Here is an 18,263-nt window from a genome sequence, read left to right as displayed (position 1 = left end):
AGTTTATTCAACGATTGATGAATAAGGGGGTTGCGGCGATGAGCGAGCGGACGAGGTGCGTGGTGGCCGGCGGCGGGCCGGCCGGGATGGTGCTGGGGCTGCTGCTGGCGCGGGCCGGAGTGGAGGTCACCGTGCTGGAGAAGCACGCCGACTTCCTGCGCGACTTCCGCGGCGACACGGTGCACCCCTCGACGCTGCGGCTGCTCGACGAGCTGGGCCTGGGGGAACGCTTCGCGAAGCTGCCGCACGACCGGATGGAGAGGATCGCGTTCCCCGTCGGTGAGCACGACGAGGTCACCATCGGCGACCTGCGCAGGCTCAGAACCGCCCACCCCTACATCGCCATCGCGCCGCAGTGGGACGTGCTCAACCTGCTCGCCGAGGCCGCCGAGGAGGAACCGACGTTCCGGCTGCGGATGCGCACCGAGGTCACGTCGCTGATCCGCGAGGGCGGCCGGGTGCGAGGGGTGCGGTACCGGACCCGGGACGGCGAGACCGGCGAACTCCGCGCCGACCTCACCGTCGCCGCCGACGGGCGCTGGTCGGTCGCGCGCAGGGACGCCGGGCTGAGGCCACGGGAGTACCCGGTGCCGATCGACGCGTGGTGGTTCCGGCTCGGCCGCGAGCCGGGTGAGTCCGCGGGCACGCTGACGCCGAGGATGCGCAACGGCCGCATGGCGATCGTGATCCCGCGCGATTCCTTCTTCCAGATCGCCTACATCGGCAGGAAGGGGATCGACGCCCAGCTCCGCGCGGCCGGTATCGAGAGCTTCCGCGCCGAGGTGGCCGAGGTGGTGCCCCAGCTGGCCGGCCGGCTCGGCGAGCTCGAGTCGATGGAGGAGGTCAAGCACCTGGACGTGCGGCTCAACCGGCTGCGACGCTGGCACGTCGACGGGCTGCTGTGCATCGGCGACGCCGCGCACGCGATGTCACCGATCGGCGGCGTCGGCATCAACCTCGCGGTGCAGGATGCCGTCGCGGCGGCGACGCTGCTCGCCGGGCCGCTGCGCCGGGGCACCGTGTCACCCTCGGTGCTGGCGAAGGTCCGCGCGCGCAGGCTCGTCCCGACGGTGCTCGTGCAGGCGTTGCAGCGGCTGCTGCACCGGACGGTGGCCCAGCCGCTGGTCGACGGAAAGCGCCTGGGCCCGCCGAAGCCGATGGTCGGGCTGCTCCGGCGCGTGCCGCAGGCGTCGGTCGTGCCCGCCTACCTGATCGGGATCGGTTTCCGCCCCGAGCACGCGCCGGAGTTCGCTAAGCGCTCTGCACCGGGTTCGTGAGGGTGCCGATGCCCTCGACGGTGATCGAGACCTGCTGCCCGGCGGTGATCGGGCCGACGCCCTCGGGAGTGCCGGTGAGGATCGTGTCCCCCGGCAGCAACGTCATCACCGAGGAGACGAACTCCACGAGCTGCGGGATCTTGTGCACCAGTGCGGAGGTGCGGGCGTCCTGCTTGACCTCGCCGTCCACCTCGGACCTGAGCGCGAGGTCGGCCGGGTCCAGCGAGGTCTCGATCCACGGCCCGAGCGGGCAGAACGTGTCGAACCCCTTGGCCCTGCCCCACTGCCCGTCGGACTTCTGCAGGTCCCGCGCGCTCACGTCGTTGGCGATCGTGTAGCCGAGGATGGCCTGCGCGGCCCGCGCGGCGGGCACGTTGCGCACCGGCTGGCCGATCACCACGGCCAGCTCGCCCTCGAAGTCCACACGAGACGACGCGGGCGGCAGCTTGATGGCCGCGTTCGGGCCGATCACGCTCGTCGACGGCTTCAGGAAGATCATCGGCTCGCCGGGGACCTCGTTGCCGAACTCCTGGGCGTGCGCGGCGTAGTTCCGGCCGACGGCGATGACCTTCGACGGCAGGATGGGGGCCAGCAGCCGCACGTCGGCCAGCGGCCACTGCCTGCCGGTGAAGCTGGGCGTGCCGAACGGGTGGTCGGCGATCTCCTTGACCACGGCGTCGGTGTCGGTGCCCTCGACGGACACGAACGCGACGCCTTCGGGATGAGCAACTCGAGCTAGACGCACACTCGAATCCTAGGCTGTCACGCGAAGCGTGTCCGTTTGGGCGGTGGTGGGAGACGGGCGGGCCCTAGTCAAACTCGCAGGCTCTTGTGCAGCAGCGCGTCGCACAACGCCAGCCAGCTGGCCTCCACGATGTTCTCGTGCACGCCCACCGTGGTCCACTCGCGCTCGCCGTCGGAGGACTCGATGAGCACACGCGTGACGGCGTCGGTGCCCGCGTGGTTGGAGAGGATGCGGACCTTGTAGTCGGCGAGCTCCACGCTGTCCAACCAGGACAGGTGCGGCAGCAGTGCCTTGCGCAGTGCGGCGTCCAGCGCGTTGACGGGCCCGTTGCCCTCGGCCGTCGCGATCACGCGCTCGCCGTCGACGTGCACCTTGACCGTAGCCTCGGCGATCACCTCACCGTCGGCGCGGTGGTCGAGCACGACGCGGTAGGACTCGAGGGTGAACGGCGGCTCGTCCGGCGACGTCCCCTCGGCTCCGGCGACCTCCCTGCGCAGCAACAGTTCCAGCGAGGCGTCCGCGGCCTCGAAGGACCAGCCGCTCGCCTCCAGCGTCTTGACCTTCGCGACGGCGCTGCCGAGCGCTTCGGGCCGGCCGGCAAGGTCCACCCCGAGCTCACGTCCCTTGAGCTCGAGACTCGCCTTGCCGGCCATCTCGGTGACCAGGACCCTCATGTCATTGCCGACCAAAGCGGGATCGATGTGGTTGTACAGCAACGGATCCACTTTGATCGCGCTCGCGTGCAGCCCCGCCTTGTGGGCGAAGGCCGACGCCCCGACATAGGCCTGGTGGGTGTCGGGGGCGATGTTCGCGATCTCGGCAAGGGCATGGGAGACGCGGGTCAACTCGGCGGCGCCCCCGGTAGGGAGCACGTCCATGCCGAGCTTGGTCACCAGGTTTCCCGTCACGGCGAACAGGTCGGCGTTGCCGGCCCGCTCCCCGTAACCGTTCGCGGTGCACTGCACGTGGGTGGCGCCCGCCTGCACGGCGGCGATGCTGTTGGCGACGGCGCACGAGGTGTCGTCCTGGCAATGGATGCCGAGCCGCAACCCGGTCCGCCCGGCGACCTCGCGCACGGTCTCCGCGAGCCCGAGCGGCAGCTGGCCGCCGTTGGTGTCGCACAGCACCACCACGTCGGCGCCGCCGCGCCCCGCCGCGTCGAGCACGCGCAGCGCGGTGTCCGGATCGTGTGCGTAGCCGTCGAAGAAGTGCTCGGCGTCGAGGAAGACGCGCCTGCCCTCCCCCACGAGGAAGGACACGGTGTCCTCGACCATCGCGCACGCCTCGGCGACGTCCACGCGCAGCGCGCGCTCGATGTGCCGCACGTCGGACTTGGCGACGAGGGTCACCACCGGCGCCCGCGAGTCGAGCAGCGCCCGCACCTGCGGGTCCTCGGCGGCCCGCACACCGGCTTTGCGTGTGGAGCCGAACGCCACGAGCACGGCGTGCTTGAGCACCAGGTCCCCTGCGGCGGCGCGCGCGAAGAACTCGGTGTCCTTGGGCATCGCGCCCGGCCAGCCGCCCTCGATGAACCCCACGCCCAGCTCGTCCAGCAGCCCCGCGACGGCGATCTTGTCCGCCACCGAGTACGTGATCCCCTCCCGCTGCGCACCGTCACGCAGGGTGGTGTCGTACAGGTGGAACTGGTCGCCGAGCGGGGTTCCGGCTGGTTCCGTGCGAGTCACGGGGTTCTCCTCGAAGCCGTTTCCTGACAAACAAAAAGACCCCCCGCGGATGCGAGAGGTCTGCGCGCCGGCTGCTTTCGTCGAAAGCCCTATCCGGCGCGCTTGGCGATAATGATCACGCGAGACGTGTTCATGCCGGGCATCATGCCACAGCGGCGGGCGATGTCCAACCCGTGAGCGACCGGTTTCACCTACCGGGCGCTCACGTCTCCTCCTGCCTGCGTTCGGCTCCTGTCTCCCCCGCGTAGCCCTCGTCGTCGCGCGCGGTCCTCCCGACGAACGTCCCGGTGGAACGTTTGGGCCTGGCCTTGGCCACGGCGGGATCGGTCGCCGCGTCCGCCTCGGGCGCGGTCGACTCGGCGGGCTCCCTGCGGGCCAGCAACGTGCGCAGCCATGTCCACATGTGAAAACACCTCCCTGGGGAGGGTTCCCCCGGGAGGTGCTTCACACACGTGCGGCGCCGGTCAGCCCGCCTGCCTGGTGTTGGAGGAGACGAGCGCGGCGAGGCGGTCGCCGATCGCCTGCGTGGCGCCAGGGGACGCCTGGTCGCGGGTGGCGAGGTCGAAGGCCACCGACGCCTCGATGCGGCGCGCGGCCTCCTTCTCACCGAGGTGGTCGAGCAGCAGCGACACCGACAGCACGGCCGCGGTCGGGTCGGCGAGGTTCTGCCCCGCGATGTCCGGGGCGCTGCCGTGCACCGGCTCGAACATGCTCGGGTTGCGCCTGGTGATGTCGAGGTTGCCGCTCGCGGCGAGGCCGATGCCACCGGTGACGGCGGCGGCGAGGTCGGTGATGATGTCGCCGAAGAGATTGTCGGTCACCAGCACGTCGAACCGGCTCGGGTCGGTGACCAGGTGGATCGTCGCCGCGTCGACGTGCGAGTAGGCCACCGTCACGTCGGGGTGCTCCAGCGAGACCTCCTCGACGATGCGCGACCACAGCGAACCGGCGTGCTCCAGCACGTTGGTCTTGTGCACCAGCGTCAGATGCTTGCGGGGCCGCTCCTCGGCGCGCTTGAACGCGTCGGCCACCACGCGGCGGATGCCGAACGCGGTGTTGACGCTGACCTCGGTGGCGATCTCGTGCTCGGTGTCCTTGCGCAGCAGGCCACCGTTGCCGGCGTAGGGGCCCTCGGTGCCCTCACGGACCACGACCATGTCGATGTCGCCAGGGTCGGCGAGCGGTCCGCGCACCCCCGGGTACAGCCGAGCGGGGCGGAGGTTCACGTGGTGGTCCATCTCGAAACGCAGGCGCAGCAGCAGGCCACGCTCCAGGATGCCGCTGGGAACGGTCGGGTCGCCGACCGCGCCGAGCAGGATCGCGTCGTGCTGGCGGAGCTCGCCGAGAACGGACTCGGGAAGCAGTTCGCCGGTCGCGTGCCAGCGGGTGGCGCCGAGGTCGTAGTTGGTCGTCTCGGCGTTCGGGACGACCTCGGCCAGCACCTTGAGAGCCTCGGTCACCACCTCGGGCCCGATCCCGTCACCGGGGATCACAGCGAGCCGCATCCACACACCTCCGTCAGTCGGGCGACCGGCGTCCCGATTGCCCCATTCGCATCGAACTCCAGCGTCGGCAGGTTACCCGCCGTCGACAAAAGCCCGAAGCAGTACCACCCTTACGCCGCAGTGCGCAGCACATCGTGCCACCCGATGGTGGCACGATGCTACCCAAGATGATCTTCAAACGGGTATGACGGTGCCGACCGACCTCGCGGTCGGCGAGCACCGCCATGTCCGTCACTCCATGTGACCGCGCGCGGCGTCCACTGTGGAGGGCGGGAGGTGTCAGGCGAAGGTGATCGCGCGGATCATGCGCGCGTCGACGGTCGCGCCGATCGGGTCGAGCAGGTGGGCGTCCACGGCACGGTCGACCCGCAGCAGCATCACGGCATCGGAGCGGTCCGTGGTCTGGCTGATCTGCGCGGCCTCGATGTTGATGCCGGCCTCGCCGAGCAGGGTGCCGACGCGGCCCATGATCCCGGGACGGTCCGGGTACTCGAGCAGCAGCATGTTGCCCTCGGCGCGGATGTCGAAGTGCCTGCCGTTGACCTCGATGAGCTTCTCGACCTCGTCCTTGCCGGTGACCGCGCCCGACACCGTGTGCACGGTGCCGTCCGCGTGCACGGCACGCACCGTGAGCTGGCTGCGGTAGTTGGTGCTCTCCGGCTCGGTGCTCACGCTCACCTGCACGCCGAGCTCCTCGGCGAGGCGGGGCGCGTTGACGAAGGTGACCTGGTTCTCCACCACGCCCGAGAACACGCCGCGAAGTGCGGCGAGCTGCAGCACGCTGACGTCCTCGCCCGACAGCTCGCCCTTGGCGACGATGGCGACCGACGACGGGGCATTGGTGCTGAACGCGGAGAGCACCGTGCCGAGCTTCTGTGCGAGCGACAGGTACGGCCGGACGTCGTCGGTGACCTTGCCACCGGCGACGTTCACCGCGTCAGGCACGAAGTCGCCGCGCAGGGCCAGCAGCGTCGAGCGCGCGACGTCGGTGCCCGCGCGGTCCTGCGCCTCTGCGGTCGAGGCGCCGAGATGCGGGGTCACCACGACGTTGGGCAGGCCGAACAGCGGGCTGGAGGTGGTGGGCTCGGCGGCGAACACGTCGATGCCGGCGCCGCCGACGTGACCGTCGCGGACCGCGTTCGCGAGCGCCTCCTCGTCGATGAGGCCACCGCGGGCGGCGTTGACGATCAGCACGCCCTTCTTGGTCTTGGCGAGCGCCGCGGCGTCGATGAGGCCCTTGGTCTCCGGCGTCTTGGGCAGGTGGATGGAGATCGCGTCGGCGCGAGCGAGCAGCTCGTCGAGCGAGACGAGCTCGACACCGAGCTGCGCGGCGCGGGCGGGCGAGGTGTACGGGTCGTAGGCGATCAGCTGCGTGTCGAACGCGGCGAGCCGCTGCGCGAACAGCTGGCCGATCTTGCCGAAGCCCACCACGCCGATGGTCTTGCCGTTGAGCTCGATGCCGGTGTACGAGCTGCGCTTCCACTCGCCGCCCCGCAGGCTCTGGTCGGCGGCGGGCACGCGGCGGGCGACGGCGAGCAGCAGGGCGACGGCGTGCTCGGCGGCAGAGACGATGTTGGAGGTGGGCGCGTTGACCACGAGCACGCCGCGCTCGGTGGCGGCGGGCACGTCGACGTTGTCCAGGCCCACCCCGGCGCGCGCGACGACCTTGAGCCTGCTGGAGGCTCCCAGCACCTCGGCGTCGACCTTGGTCGCGGAACGGACGAGCAGCGCGTCGGCGTTCTTCACCGCGTCCAGCAGCGCGGGGCGGTCGGTGCCGTCCACGTGCCGGACCTCGACCTCGTCCCCGAAGACGCTCACCGCGGACGGCGCGAGCTTCTCGGCGAGGAGAACGACGGGCTGGCTGGAATTGGTCACGATGCGCCTTTCGTAGCTCGGTTCGGTGTCGCAGACGCGCTCGGGGGCACGGCGCTGTGCCGGGGCGCCCGCAGTCTAGCTCCAGGCGTTAACGTGGCGGACATCCGTCCACAACGCAAGATGCGGGCGCGAACGGAGCGTTCACGGCGCTTTCCGCGATGTCCCGAACCCCTCGGGGCGTGCCGAGCGCGACCGTCCGGTGCCGGACGGTCGAGGGTCAACGCCGTTCACTCACCGCCCTCACTCGGGCCGGTCGAACTCCCCGTCGCGCACGCCGGCGAGGAACGCGTCCCATTCGGACGGTGTGAAGACGAGAACGACGCCGCCGGGATCGGACGACTGACGCAAGGCGACATAGGTGACACCGTCCGTGTGCGGCACGAACGTGTACTCGACCGTGTCGCCCTCCGGCTGCACGCGGCGCCATTCGGCGTCGCTCAGATCCAGCGCCCCCCGCAGACCGGCCTTGTCGTCGACGATGGCCGAGGAATCCTTGCTCATGGACCGCCACGGTAAGCCACGACGAGAAAGCCCCCAAGGGCACCTCGGTGCCCTTGGGGGCTTTCTGAAAAATCCTCGCGTCAGGCGGTCTCGGTGATCGGCCGGTCCACCCAGGACATGAGGCCGCGCAGCTTCTTGCCGGTCTCCTCGATCGGGTGCTGCTCGCCGGCTTCCTGCAGCTTGCGGAAGTTCGGGCGGCCCGCCTCGTCCTCGCCGACCCACTCGCGGGCGAAGGTGCCGTCCTGGATCTCCGCCAGGATCGCCTTCATGTTCTCCTTGACGTCCGGGGTGATCACCCGGGGGCCGCGGGTCAGGTCGCCGTACTCCGCGGTGTCGGAGATGGAATACCTCATCCGGGCGATACCGCCCTCGTACATGAGGTCGACGATGAGCTTCAGCTCGTGCAGCACCTCGAAGTAGGCGATCTCCGGCGCGTAGCCCGCCTCGGTGAGCACCTCGAAACCGGTCTGCACGAGCGCCGAGGCGCCACCGCAGAGCACCGACTGCTCACCGAACAGGTCGGTCTCGGTCTCCTCCTTGAACGTCGTCTTGATGACGCCCGCACGCGCGCCACCGATGGCGGCCGCGTAGGAGAGCGCGAGCGCCTGCCCGTTGCCGCTCGGGTCCTGCTCCACCGCGATCAGGCAGGGCACACCCTTGCCGTCGACGAACTGCCTGCGCACGAGGTGACCGGGGCCCTTGGGGGCCACCATCGCGACGTCCACATTGGCCGGGGGCTTGATCAGCTCATAGCGGATGTTGAAGCCGTGGCCGAAGAACAGCGCGTCGCCGTCCTTCAGGTTCGGCTCGATGTCCTCGGTGTAGATCGTGCGCTGCTTGGTGTCCGGCGCGAGGATCATGATCACGTCGGCTTCCTTCGAAGCCTCGGCGGGCGTGAGGACGCGCAGGCCCTCCTCCTCGGCCTTGGAGCGCGACTTCGACCCCTCGGGCAGACCGATGCGGACGTCGACGCCCGAGTCACGCAGGCTCAGGGCGTGCGCGTGACCCTGGCTGCCGTAACCGATGACGGCGACCTTGCGGCCCTGGATGATGCTGAGGTCGGCGTCGTCGTCGTAGAAGATTTCGACTGACATGAGGGGTGGTACTTCCTTTCGGATTTTCTCTGCTGCTTAGCGAGTGGAGGTCGCGGTGATGGACCGGGCGCCGCGACCGACCGCGACCATGCCCGACTGCACCAGCTCACGCACACCGTACGGCTCCAGCATGCGCAGGAGCGCACCGATCTTGTCGCTGGTCCCGGTGGCCTCGATGGTGAGCGCCTCCGGTGAGACGTCAACGACCTTGGCACGGAACAGCTGCACGGTCTCCAGGACCTGACTGCGCACCGTGGCGTCGGCCCTGACCTTCACGAGCAGCAGTTCGCGCTGCACCGAGCTGGCCGGGTCGAGCTCCACGATCTTGATGACGTTGACGAGCTTGTTGAGCTGCTTGGTCACCTGTTCGAGCGGTAGCTCTTCGACGGCGACCACGATCGTCATGCGGGACACCTCGGGATTCTCCGTAGGTCCCACGGCGAGGGACTCGATGTTGAAGCCCCTGCGGGAGAACAGGCCGGACACGCGGGCGAGCACGCCGGGGACGTTCTCGACCAGAACGCTGAGCGTGTGGTTACTCATGAGCGTTTTGCTCCCTCCGGTCGCCAGCGCTCACTGGGACACCTCGTCGTCGTCGAAAAGGGGCCGGATGCCGCGTGCGGCCATGATCTCGTCGTTCCCGGTGCCCGCGGCGACCATCGGCCACACCTGGGCATCCTTGCCGACGACGAAGTCGATCACCACGGGCCGGTCGTTGATCTCCATCGCCCTGCGGATCACGTCGTCGACCTCCTCCTTCGTCTCGCAGCGGAGGCCCGCGCAGCCCAGCGCCTCGGCGAGCAGGGTGAAGTCGGGGATGCGGTGCTTGTGGGTGCCGAGGTCGGTGTTCGAGTAGCGCTCGGCGTAGAAGAGGTTCTGCCACTGGCGGACCATGCCGAGGTTGCCGTTGTTGATCACGGCGACCTTGATCGGCGCGCCCTCGATGGCGCACGTGGCCAGCTCCTGGTTGGTCATCTGGAAGCAGCCGTCGCCGTCGATCGCCCACACCTGCTTGCCGGGGGCACCGAACTGCGCGCCCATCGCGGCGGGCACCGCGAAGCCCATCGTGCCGAGCCCGCCCGAGTTGATCCACGTCCTCGGGTTCTCGTACTTGATGAACTGCGCCGCCCACATCTGGTGCTGGCCGACGCCCGCCGCGTAGATCGCGTCAGGGCCGACGATCTCGCCGATGCGCTCGATGACGTACTGCGGCGAGAGCGTGCCGTCGGCGGGCCACTCGTAGCCGGCGGGGAACGTCTCGCGCCAGGAGTCCACCTGCGTCCACCACGGCGTGAGGTCGGCCTTGCCGTCGCGCTCGGTCTCGGCCTTCACGGCCGCGATCAGCTCGCCGATGATCTCGGCGCAGTCACCGACGATCGGCACGTCGGCCTTGCGGTTCTTCGAGATCTCCGCCGGGTCGATGTCGGCGTGCACCACGGCCGCGTCGGGCGCGAAGGAGGACAGCTGGCCCGTCACGCGGTCGTCGAAGCGGGCACCCAGCGCTACCAGCAGGTCGGCCCGCTGCATCGCCGCGACCGCGGCCACGGAGCCGTGCATGCCCGGCATGCCGAGGTGCTGCCGGTGCGAGTCGGGGAAGGCACCCCGCGCCATGAGCGTGGTCACCACGGGGATGCCGGTCAGCTCGGCCAGCTCACGCAGCTGCTCGGACGCCTGCGCCTTGAGCACGCCGCCACCGACGTAGAGCACCGGCCTGCGGGCCTGCGTGATGAGCCTCGCCGCCTCGCGCACCTGCTTGCCGTGCGGGCGCAGCGTGGGCCGGTAGCCGGGCAGGTGCAGCTCCGGCGGCCACGAGAACGAGGTGGCCTCCTGGAGCACGTCCTTCGGGATGTCCACCAGGACCGGGCCGGGACGGCCGGTGCTCGCCAGGTGGAACGCCTCGGCGATGACCCTCGGGATGTCCACGGGGTCGGTGACGAGGAAGTTGTGCTTGGTGATCGGCATCGTGATGCCGCAGATGTCGGCTTCCTGGAAGGCGTCGGTGCCGATCAGCGCACGGGTCTGCTGGCCCGTGATGGCCACCACCGGCACGGAGTCCATGTTCGCGTCGGCCAGCGGCGTCACGAGGTTCGTCGCGCCGGGGCCGGACGTCGCCATGCACACGCCGACCTTGCCGGTGGCCTGCGCGTAGCCGGTGGCCGCGTGGCCGGCGCCCTGCTCGTGGCGGACGAGGACGTGCCGCACCTTCGTGGAGTCGAGAAGTGGGTCGTACGCAGGCAGGATGGTGCCGCCCGGAATACCGAACACCACCTCGACGCCGACCGCCTCGAGCGACCTGACGAGCGACTGCGCCCCGGTCACCCTGACGGGTGTCCCTGCGGGCGGCGCCGGCTTCGGCCGTGCTCCTGATTGACTCGACGACGCCGGGGCCGTGGGCCCGGCGTTCGTTTCCGATCGCGAGGTCGCGCTTGTCATCGGTTCTGCCTCGTGGGTTGTCGGTGCTGCTGGTGGTGGGCTCTTCTATTGTTCCGGGCACTAAAAAACCCTCGCCGACCATAGGGCCGTACGAGGGTCGCGCGTCGACGCAGAATTGCTTCCTAAGCGTCGACGCGCTTGGGAAGTACGAGACCGATCTGCGGTGTCACGCCGAGGACGTTAATCGCTGCGCGTCAACAGTGTCAACTCTGCGGGATCGTGATTCCGGATACTGGACACTCCTACAGTTGGACTCCCCCGCTTTCCGCGCGCGAGGCCGCTGGGTGCACCATCGAAGGGTGGCAGACGAACCGCGTGAGCAGCAGACACCGCAGGCCGAGGGCAGGCGCGCGGTCTTCCGGGTGCCGCCGACGGCACTGCTCAGCATCCCGATCCTGTTGTTCTGCGTGACCCCGGCCGCGTTCGCGGCCCCGGGCCTGCAGGCGCTGTACATCCTGCCGATCGCCGTCATCGTGCTGGTCGTCGGCTACCGCACCACCGCGACCCGGCAGGGGCTCGCCGTCCGGTCCCTCTTCCAGACGCGCGAGCTGGCCTGGAGCGACCTCAAGGGCCTCGCCATCACACCGAAGTCGAAGGTGCAGGCCGTGCTGAACGACGGCACCAAGGTCGCGCTGCCGAGCGTGCGGACCCGCCACATCCCGGTGCTGTCCCTCGTCAGCGACGGCGTGATCGCCGACCCGTCCGGGGTGCTGGACCAGCCGGGCGAGGACGAGCAGGCCGACGAGCCCGAGACCGGGCCGGCGGAGAAGGCCGACGAGGCACCCGCCGCGGCCGAGAAGCAGTAGTTCCCCGCCACCACGTGGGACGGTGATCGACCGGGCGTAACCTGAGCGTCATGCCTGCTCTGCGTTCCCGTACCACGACTCATGGCCGCAACGCCGCGGGGGCCCGTTCCCTCTGGCGGGCGACCGGCATGACCGACAGCGACTTCGGCAAGCCGATCGTCGCGATCGCCAACTCCTACACCCAGTTCGTGCCAGGGCACGTACACCTCAAGGACCTCGGCGACATCGTGGCCGAGGCCGTGAAGGAGGCCGGCGGCGTCGCGCGCGAGTTCCACACCATCGCCGTCGACGACGGCATCGCGATGGGCCACAGCGGCATGCTCTACTCGCTGCCCTCGCGCGAGATCATCGCCGACTCGGTCGAGTACATGGTGAACGCGCACCAGGCCGACGCGCTCGTGTGCATCTCCAACTGCGACAAGATCACCCCGGGCATGCTGAACGCCGCGATGCGCCTCAACATCCCCACCGTGTTCGTGTCGGGTGGGCCGATGGAGGCCGGCAAGGCGGTGGTGCTCGACGGTGTCGCGCATCCGTCGAGCGACCTCATCACCACGATCTCGGCCTCGGCCAACGCATCCGTCGACGAGGAGGGCCTCGCCGAGGTCGAGCGGTCCGCGTGCCCGACGTGCGGCTCCTGCTCCGGCATGTTCACGGCCAACTCGATGAACTGCCTCACCGAGGCGCTCGGCCTCTCGCTGCCCGGCAACGGCTCGACGCTCGCCACGCACGCGGCACGACGCGAGCTCTTCTCCAACGCGGGCCGCACCGTGGTGGAGATCGCGAAGCGCTGGTACGGCGAGGACGACGAGAGCGTGCTGCCGCGCTCGATCGCCAACCGGAAGGCGTTCGAGAACGCGATGGCGCTGGACATGGCGATGGGTGGCTCCACCAACACGGTGCTGCACATCCTCGCCGCCGCGCAGGAGGGCGAGATCGACTTCACGATCGCCGACATCGACGCGATCGGCAGGCGCGTGCCGTGCCTGTCCAAGGTGGCGCCGAACTCCGACTACCACATGGAGGACGTGCACCGGGCCGGTGGAATCCCGGCCATCCTCGGCGAGCTGTACCGCGCGGGACTGTTGAACACCGACGTGCACGCCGTGCACTCCCCCTCGCTGGAACAGTGGCTGTCCACCTGGGACATCCGGTCGGAGTCGCCGTCGGAGGAGGCCGTCGAGCTGTTCCACGCCGCCCCGGGCGGTGTGCGGACCACGGAGGCGTTCTCGACGTCGAACCGCTGGTCCTCGTTGGACACCGACGCGGAGCAGGGCTGTGTGCGCGACATCGCCCACGCCTACACCGCCGACGGCGGTCTCGCGGTGCTGCGCGGCAACCTCGCCGAGAACGGCGCGGTGATCAAGTCCGCGGGCATCGACGAGGAGCTGTGGCACTTCGAGGGTCCCGCGCGCGTGGTGGAGAGCCAGGAGGAGGCGGTGTCGGCCATCCTCGGCAAGCAGGTGCAGCCCGGCGACGTGCTCGTGGTGCGCTACGAAGGGCCCGCGGGCGGTCCCGGCATGCAGGAGATGCTGCATCCCACGGCGTTCCTCAAGGGCGCCGGCCTCGGCAAGGTGTGCGCGCTGATCACGGACGGCCGGTTCTCGGGCGGCTCGTCAGGCATCTCGGTGGGGCACATCTCGCCGGAAGCCGCGGCGGGCGGCGTGATCGGGCTCGTGCAGGACGGTGACCGCATCCTGATCGACGTCCACGAGCGCAAACTGGAGCTGCTGGTGGACGAGGCGGTGCTCGCCGAACGCAGGGCGAAAATGGAGGCCAGCGAGCGGCCGTGGCAGCCCGCCGAGCGGCAGCGCCAGGTCACCGCGGCGCTGCGCGCCTACGCCCGCATGGCCACCTCGGCCGACACCGGCGCCGTCCGCGACCCGAACAAGTAACACACCGTAGCGCCCAGAAAACGAGCAAGGGAGCTTTACTACCGGAAAACGGTAGTAAAGCTCCCTTGCTCTCTGTTCGGGGCCGGTGGGGACGGGGCTGAACGGGTTAACGGAAGAGCAGGATCACCACGACGGACGCGGCCGCGGCGAGCAGGAGGCCGAGCAGCGCGTACGGCAGCGGCTTGCGCCGCCACGGGGTGTGCACGTCGATCGCCGCCCTCCCGGAACCGGTGAAGAGCAGCGCGAACGCCGTGCCTGCCAGCAGCAGCTCGTACTCGAAGCCGCTGCCGTCGTTGGTGAAGAACCGGCCGCCCGCGTCATACTTGGCGTAGATGATGTTCGCGGTGACGCCAAGGATCGCCGCGGCTCCGAGCGGCGTGAACAGGCCGAGCACCAGCAGTGCACCGCCACCGACCTCGGCGATCGCCGTGATCCACGACAGCAGCGTCGTCTGGCTCGTGTACCCGAAGTTCGACAGGGCGTCCGCGAAGCCCCCGAGTCCCGGACCGTCGAAAAGGCCGAACTTCTGCAGACCGTGGGCGATCATCGTACCGCCGAGCAGCAGGCGCACGATCAGCAGGCCGAAGTCCAGCCCGCCGTGCCAGCGGTTGCGGTCCTCGCTCACGTCGTCGGTGTCGTCGAGCTCCGGCGCCAGGGTCGTGGTCTGCCCGTACCCGCCGTCAGCGGAGAACCCGCTGTTGTCGTACTGGTCGGCGCTGATCCGCGTCGTCGGGGGGTCGAGCTCATCGTCGTGAGTACTCATGCGCGGGCAGAGTAGAGCATTGTCCCCGATTCCGCGTGAAGCGTTCGCGAATTTCACGGAACAACCCGCCAAGTGGCCACTTCCACCCTGCTTCGCGGTGCTCGGCGAGGCAGCGGACGTGCACGGCACGACGCCCGAGACGGCCACCCGGTCGGTCGCCAACCTGGCCGTCCGGCCGCAGATCCGCGTCGACGCGAAGGCGGACGAGAGTCTCGACAGGACGGAACGGGCGTCGCGCGACAAGGCCGAGGCGGTCGGCCGGCTCGGCGAGGACGGGTCGTGCTACGTGTGCATCACGGGACCAGGGGCCATCGCACTGCCGTGGGCGCTGGTCCGGCGGCCCTCGCGGCGGGGATTCCTGTCCCCGGACTGGTGGCAGACGCCGCGGCTCCGCGAGGCCCCGGCCAAGCTGGAGGAGGCCGAGGTCGGCCTCGACCAGACCATCGCCAACGCCAAACAGCTGGAGCGGCAGGTTCCGCGGGACGGGACTGTCGCAACAGGACATCGAGCAGATCGAGGAGCACGCCCGCGGCCCGATCGCGCCGAGGGAGCTGCGCGAGCTGCGGAGCGCATCGACCGCGGTGACCTGTCCTGGAACGACATCGCGGCCGGCCGGTTCCTCGACGACCCTCAGGTGCGCAACGCGCTGGAGGGCGGTGTCGAGGGCATGAGCCAGGCGTACACGATGATCCAGGAAGGGTACGAGCTCGACGACATCATCGAGCCGGGCGGCCCGCCGATCGCCACCGCCGCGCGAGCCACACCCGTCGCGGCCCGGCGGCGATCCGGAGGACGACGACCACTTCGGCGGCTCGATCATGAAGCGCGACCGACCGCGCGACCGGTTCTCGAGGACTGCCCGCCTCTCTGCAGTGAAGGCCACCTTGCCTGCGTTGAACGCAGTGAAGGTGGCCTTCACTGCAGACGGGTCGACGCTGAGGCTCAGTACTCGCCGTGCACCAGGTTGTCCGGCAGCCCTCCCTGGACGTAGCGCTCGATCTCCGCCACCGCCACCGCGTAGGACCTGCGGCGCGCACCGCTCACCGAGCCCGCCACGTGCGGCGTGATCAGTGCCCCCGGCACCGTCCACAGCGGATGATCCTCGGGCAGCGGTTCCGGGTCGGTGACGTCGAGCGCCGCGCGCAGGCGGCCCGTTTTCAGTTCGGTGAGCAGCGCCTCGGTGTCCACCACCTGGCCTCGCGCGGCGTTCACCAGTATCGAGCCGTCGGGCATCGCCGCGAGGAACGCCGCGTCGACCATGCCCCGGGTACGCGAGGTCAGCGGCACCAGCAGCACCACCACATCGGCGTCGGGCAACAGCCCCGGCAGCTCGTCGACACCGTGCACACCCTCCCTCGCGGAAAGGCCGACCATCGTAACCCGCGCGTCGAACGGCTCCAGCCTGCGGCGCAGCGCGCGGCCCACGTCGCCCGCGCCGACCACGAGCACCCGCTTGCCCTGCAGGCTGTCGGTGCTCCTCGGCGCCCACGCCCGTTCGCCACGGGCCTGGGCGAACGCGTCCAGCTCGCGGTACATCGACAGCAGGGCCGCCACCGCCCATTCGGCCGTCGCGCCGCTGTGGGCGCCGCGGCAGGTCGCGAGCAGCACGCCGTCGGGCAGCACGTTCACCCAGGTCTCGGCGCCCGCGGTGAGCAGCTGGATCAACCGCAGCCTCGGCAGCCCGGCGAGCAGCGACTCCGCGCGCTGAGCCGCGCCGGGTCCTGGGATGAGCACCTCGGCCTCGGCCGCCTCGGGTGGCAGCGGCTTTCCGGCGTCGTAGCGGACCGGCCGCACACCGGCGACCTCCGCGAGAGCGCGCATACCGTCGTCGTCGGGAACCAGCACCGTGATCGTCACAGGACCCATCGTGGCGCATCGCCGCCGACCCGCTTACCCGCGGTTCACGGTGTGCCGCCTAGTCTCGGAGACTGTGCTGATCCGGCCCCGGAGAAGGTCGTGGCCGCTGGCCCTGCTGGCCAGCGGCGCATTACTGCTGTCCGGCTGCGCCGAGTTCGACGACAGCGCCGCGGGCCAGAACTGGCAGCCCGCGCCCGAGCTGACCCCTGAGGCGGGCCCTCAGCCCGAGCTGCCCGAGGCGGGCACCCCCGCCGTGCCCAGCGGTCCCCCGACGTCGCAGACGCCCATTCCGCCCCCGGACGGCTGCAAGGACTTCGACAAGGCCGTGATCGCGACGTGCCTCGACACGGTGTCGGCGGTCGCCGCACTGCCCACGGACGGCTCCACCATCGGCGCGCTGGCCGCCGAGCGCAAGAGCGGCCGCGTGTTCCTCGTCGGCGCCGAGGCGGAGAAGTCGGAGTTCGCGACACTCGACGTGGTGGCACAGGGCGACGGCGGGCTCACCGGCCTCGCATTGTCACCGACCTACGGCGAGGACGGGCTCGTGTTCGCCTACGTCACCACGCCGACCGACAACCGCGTCGTCCGCTTCGCGCAAGGCCAGCCGCCGAAACCGGTGCTCACGGGCATCCCGAAGGGCCAGACCGGCAACCGCGGCGCCCTGCTCACCGACGGCAACGGCTCGCTGCTCGTCGCCACGGGCGACGCCGGCAACGCCGCCGCGGCGGCCGACCCGGGCTCGCTCGCGGGCAAGGTCCTGCGGATCACCCCGGCCGGCCTGCCCGCCGAGGGCAACCCGAGGCCGGATTCCCCCGTACTGGCGAGCGGGCTGCACAACCCCGGCGGGATGTGCAAGACCACCGACGGCTCCCGGCTGTGGGTGACCGACCAGGGCCCCGAGAAGGACGCGCTGTACCGCATCCAGCCGGGCAGCGACCTGAGCGTGCCCGCGTGGACGTGGCCCGACCAGCCCGGCGTCACGGGCTGCACGGACTGGACAGACGTGCTCGCCGTGGCCACCTCGACGGGTGCGAACGTGCAGAACCTGCCGCTCACCGAGGACGGCTCGGTGGGAGGAAAGCCGCAGGTCACGATGGACGGCAACAACGGGACCAGCTACGGCAAGCTCGGCGCGCTCGACCCTGTGACGCCCGACGTCGCGGTGGCGGGCACGATCAACAAGGACGGCGGCACGCCGGTGTCCAGCGACGACCGTGTGGTACTCGTGGTCCGCCAGCCCGCGTCCGGCTCCGGCCGCGACTGACGACCCCCACACCCGGTTGCAGTGAAGGCCACCTTCACCGCATGTGGGGCTAACGGGGTCGCTGGGGCTTGTGGGGCTTGCGCAACTCGGTTCGGGCGGCTCGGAGGTCCAGGATCGCCGCCACCAGTGAGGCCGCTACCGCCAGTGCGGCGAGCCAGCGGCCGAGTCCGGCGGCCACCGACACCCCGCTCTCGGCCAGCAGGGCACGCTCCTCGCCGCCGAACTGCCAGTCGATGAGCACCCAGCCGAGCACGAACGACACGAGCGCCACCGCCGAGGCCACCAGCCACAAGTGCGGCAGCCCGCCCGTCCGAGCCGAGGGCACCCGGCCGAACGCGGCGACCGCGAGCCCCGTGAGCAGGAGCAGCAGCGGCGGGAACCACGCGAAGAAGGTCGAGTTCCACGCCGAGCGGGACACGTCGCCGCCCGGCAGCGACGACAGCGCCGCCTGCACCTCGGGGTTGTCCGCGCTGAGCACGGTCCACGGCAGGAACAACGTGACGAGCGCGAGCAGCCCGGCACCGAGGCCGAGCCACTCGCGCCAGGTGACGCGGGACAACGCG

At 70.3% G+C, this 18,263-nt stretch carries 17 protein-coding genes; 5 read left to right on the top strand and 12 right to left on the bottom strand.

The genetic code is table 11. The features are described 5' to 3' along the window. The first annotated feature begins 38 nt into the window (after window positions 1-38). Window positions 39-1,277, top strand: a complete 1,239-nt coding sequence (locus BA062_RS28875; protein ID WP_110342152.1) for an FAD-dependent oxidoreductase — start codon at window positions 39-41, stop codon at window positions 1,275-1,277. Here BA062_RS28875 and BA062_RS28870 read toward each other — a convergent pair. The 9 genes from BA062_RS28870 to BA062_RS28830 form a co-directional block, all read right to left on the bottom strand. Then, the gene (locus BA062_RS28870) at window positions 1,252-2,022 is read right to left on the bottom strand and encodes a fumarylacetoacetate hydrolase family protein (RefSeq protein WP_110342150.1); all 771 of its coding nucleotides are present in this window, start codon (window positions 2,020-2,022) and stop codon (window positions 1,252-1,254) included. The two genes, BA062_RS28875 and BA062_RS28870, sit on opposite strands and share 26 nt — an antisense overlap. Window positions 2,023-2,090: 68 nt before the next feature. Beyond that, window positions 2,091-3,707 (bottom strand): citramalate synthase, encoded by a 1,617-nt coding sequence (gene cimA / locus BA062_RS28865; RefSeq protein WP_110342148.1) that lies wholly within the window; start codon window positions 3,705-3,707, stop codon window positions 2,091-2,093. Window positions 3,708-3,909: 202 nt separating this feature from the next. After that, window positions 3,910-4,110, bottom strand: a complete 201-nt coding sequence (locus BA062_RS28860) for a hypothetical protein (protein ID WP_110342146.1) — start codon at window positions 4,108-4,110, stop codon at window positions 3,910-3,912. Between the two features lie 61 nt (window positions 4,111-4,171). Continuing rightward, on the bottom strand, window positions 4,172-5,212 hold the full coding sequence (locus BA062_RS28855) for a 3-isopropylmalate dehydrogenase (RefSeq protein ID WP_110342144.1): 1,041 nt from the start codon (window positions 5,210-5,212) through the stop codon (window positions 4,172-4,174). Between the two features lie 279 nt (window positions 5,213-5,491). After that, window positions 5,492-7,087: a phosphoglycerate dehydrogenase gene (serA, locus tag BA062_RS28850; protein WP_110342142.1), complete on the bottom strand. Its 1,596-nt coding sequence runs from the start codon at window positions 7,085-7,087 to the stop codon at window positions 5,492-5,494. A gap of 240 nt (window positions 7,088-7,327) precedes the next feature. After that, window positions 7,328-7,588, bottom strand: a complete 261-nt coding sequence (locus BA062_RS28845) for a DUF397 domain-containing protein (RefSeq protein ID WP_110342140.1) — start codon at window positions 7,586-7,588, stop codon at window positions 7,328-7,330. A gap of 80 nt (window positions 7,589-7,668) precedes the next feature. Next, window positions 7,669-8,682, bottom strand: a complete 1,014-nt coding sequence (gene ilvC, locus BA062_RS28840) for a ketol-acid reductoisomerase (protein WP_110342138.1) — start codon at window positions 8,680-8,682, stop codon at window positions 7,669-7,671. A 36-nt stretch (window positions 8,683-8,718) separates the two neighbouring features. Further along, on the bottom strand, window positions 8,719-9,225 hold the full coding sequence (gene ilvN, locus BA062_RS28835) for an acetolactate synthase small subunit (protein WP_110342136.1): 507 nt from the start codon (window positions 9,223-9,225) through the stop codon (window positions 8,719-8,721). A 30-nt stretch (window positions 9,226-9,255) separates the two neighbouring features. Then, window positions 9,256-11,115 carry an acetolactate synthase large subunit gene (locus BA062_RS28830; RefSeq protein WP_110342134.1) on the bottom strand — a complete coding sequence of 620 codons (1,860 nt, stop codon included), beginning with the start codon at window positions 11,113-11,115 and terminating at the stop codon, window positions 9,256-9,258. A 299-nt stretch (window positions 11,116-11,414) separates the two neighbouring features. Between BA062_RS28830 and BA062_RS28825 the strand changes: the two genes are divergently transcribed. Together BA062_RS28825 and ilvD are read left to right on the top strand one after the other, a co-directional pair. Further along, window positions 11,415-11,921 (top strand): PH domain-containing protein, encoded by a 507-nt coding sequence (locus BA062_RS28825; RefSeq protein WP_168214123.1) that lies wholly within the window; start codon window positions 11,415-11,417, stop codon window positions 11,919-11,921. Between the two features lie 50 nt (window positions 11,922-11,971). Beyond that, the gene (gene ilvD / locus BA062_RS28820) at window positions 11,972-13,816 is read left to right on the top strand and encodes a dihydroxy-acid dehydratase (RefSeq protein ID WP_110342130.1); all 1,845 of its coding nucleotides are present in this window, start codon (window positions 11,972-11,974) and stop codon (window positions 13,814-13,816) included. 106 nt (window positions 13,817-13,922) lie between these two features. Here ilvD and BA062_RS28815 read toward each other — a convergent pair whose 3' ends face one another. Continuing rightward, window positions 13,923-14,579: a DoxX family protein gene (locus BA062_RS28815; protein ID WP_110342128.1), complete on the bottom strand. Its 657-nt coding sequence runs from the start codon at window positions 14,577-14,579 to the stop codon at window positions 13,923-13,925. A gap of 97 nt (window positions 14,580-14,676) precedes the next feature. Here BA062_RS28815 and BA062_RS40720 point away from each other — a divergent pair, with 97 nt between their 5' ends. Next, on the top strand, window positions 14,677-15,570 hold the full coding sequence (locus BA062_RS40720; RefSeq protein ID WP_245960056.1) for a hypothetical protein: 894 nt from the start codon (window positions 14,677-14,679) through the stop codon (window positions 15,568-15,570). Here the strand turns inward: BA062_RS40720 and BA062_RS28805 are convergent. Continuing rightward, a complete protein-coding gene (locus BA062_RS28805) occupies window positions 15,522-16,436 on the bottom strand; it encodes a 2-hydroxyacid dehydrogenase (protein WP_168214122.1) in 915 nt (304 codons plus the stop codon). The two genes, BA062_RS40720 and BA062_RS28805, sit on opposite strands and share 49 nt — an antisense overlap. A 76-nt stretch (window positions 16,437-16,512) precedes the next feature. Between BA062_RS28805 and BA062_RS28800 the strand changes: the two genes are divergently transcribed. Further along, a complete protein-coding gene (locus BA062_RS28800) occupies window positions 16,513-17,700 on the top strand; it encodes a PQQ-dependent sugar dehydrogenase (RefSeq protein WP_110342631.1) in 1,188 nt (395 codons plus the stop codon). A gap of 49 nt (window positions 17,701-17,749) precedes the next feature. On the opposite strand, the gene BA062_RS28795 is transcribed toward BA062_RS28800, so the two are convergent. Beyond that, window positions 17,750-18,259, bottom strand: a complete 510-nt coding sequence (locus BA062_RS28795) for a hypothetical protein (protein ID WP_342768965.1) — start codon at window positions 18,257-18,259, stop codon at window positions 17,750-17,752. Window positions 18,260-18,263: the final 4 nt, after the last annotated feature.

The organism is Prauserella flavalba, assembly GCF_003202235.1.
In the GTDB taxonomy this organism is placed as follows: domain Bacteria; phylum Actinomycetota; class Actinomycetes; order Mycobacteriales; family Pseudonocardiaceae; genus Prauserella_A; species Prauserella_A flavalba.
This window is presented reverse-complemented; position numbering and strand designations above follow the sequence as displayed.

Bases quoted from the DNA above. Each gene is read 5' to 3' on its own strand.
- BA062_RS28830 (WP_110342134.1), bottom strand. From the start codon at position 11,115: ATGACAAGCGCGACCTCGCGATCGGAAACGAACGCCGGGCCCACGGCC.
- BA062_RS28860 (WP_110342146.1), bottom strand. From the start codon at position 4,110: ATGTGGACATGGCTGCGCACGTTGCTGGCCCGCAGGGAGCCCGCCGAG.
- BA062_RS28875 (WP_110342152.1), top strand. From the start codon at position 39: ATGAGCGAGCGGACGAGGTGCGTGGTGGCCGGCGGCGGGCCGGCCGGG.
- ilvC (WP_110342138.1), bottom strand. From the start codon at position 8,682: ATGTCAGTCGAAATCTTCTACGACGACGACGCCGACCTCAGCATCATC.
- ilvN (WP_110342136.1), bottom strand. From the start codon at position 9,225: ATGAGTAACCACACGCTCAGCGTTCTGGTCGAGAACGTCCCCGGCGTG.
- BA062_RS28845 (WP_110342140.1), bottom strand. From the start codon at position 7,588: ATGAGCAAGGATTCCTCGGCCATCGTCGACGACAAGGCCGGTCTGCGG.
- ilvD (WP_110342130.1), top strand. From the start codon at position 11,972: ATGCCTGCTCTGCGTTCCCGTACCACGACTCATGGCCGCAACGCCGCG.
- BA062_RS28815 (WP_110342128.1), bottom strand. From the start codon at position 14,579: ATGAGTACTCACGACGATGAGCTCGACCCCCCGACGACGCGGATCAGC.
- BA062_RS28855 (WP_110342144.1), bottom strand. From the start codon at position 5,212: ATGCGGCTCGCTGTGATCCCCGGTGACGGGATCGGGCCCGAGGTGGTG.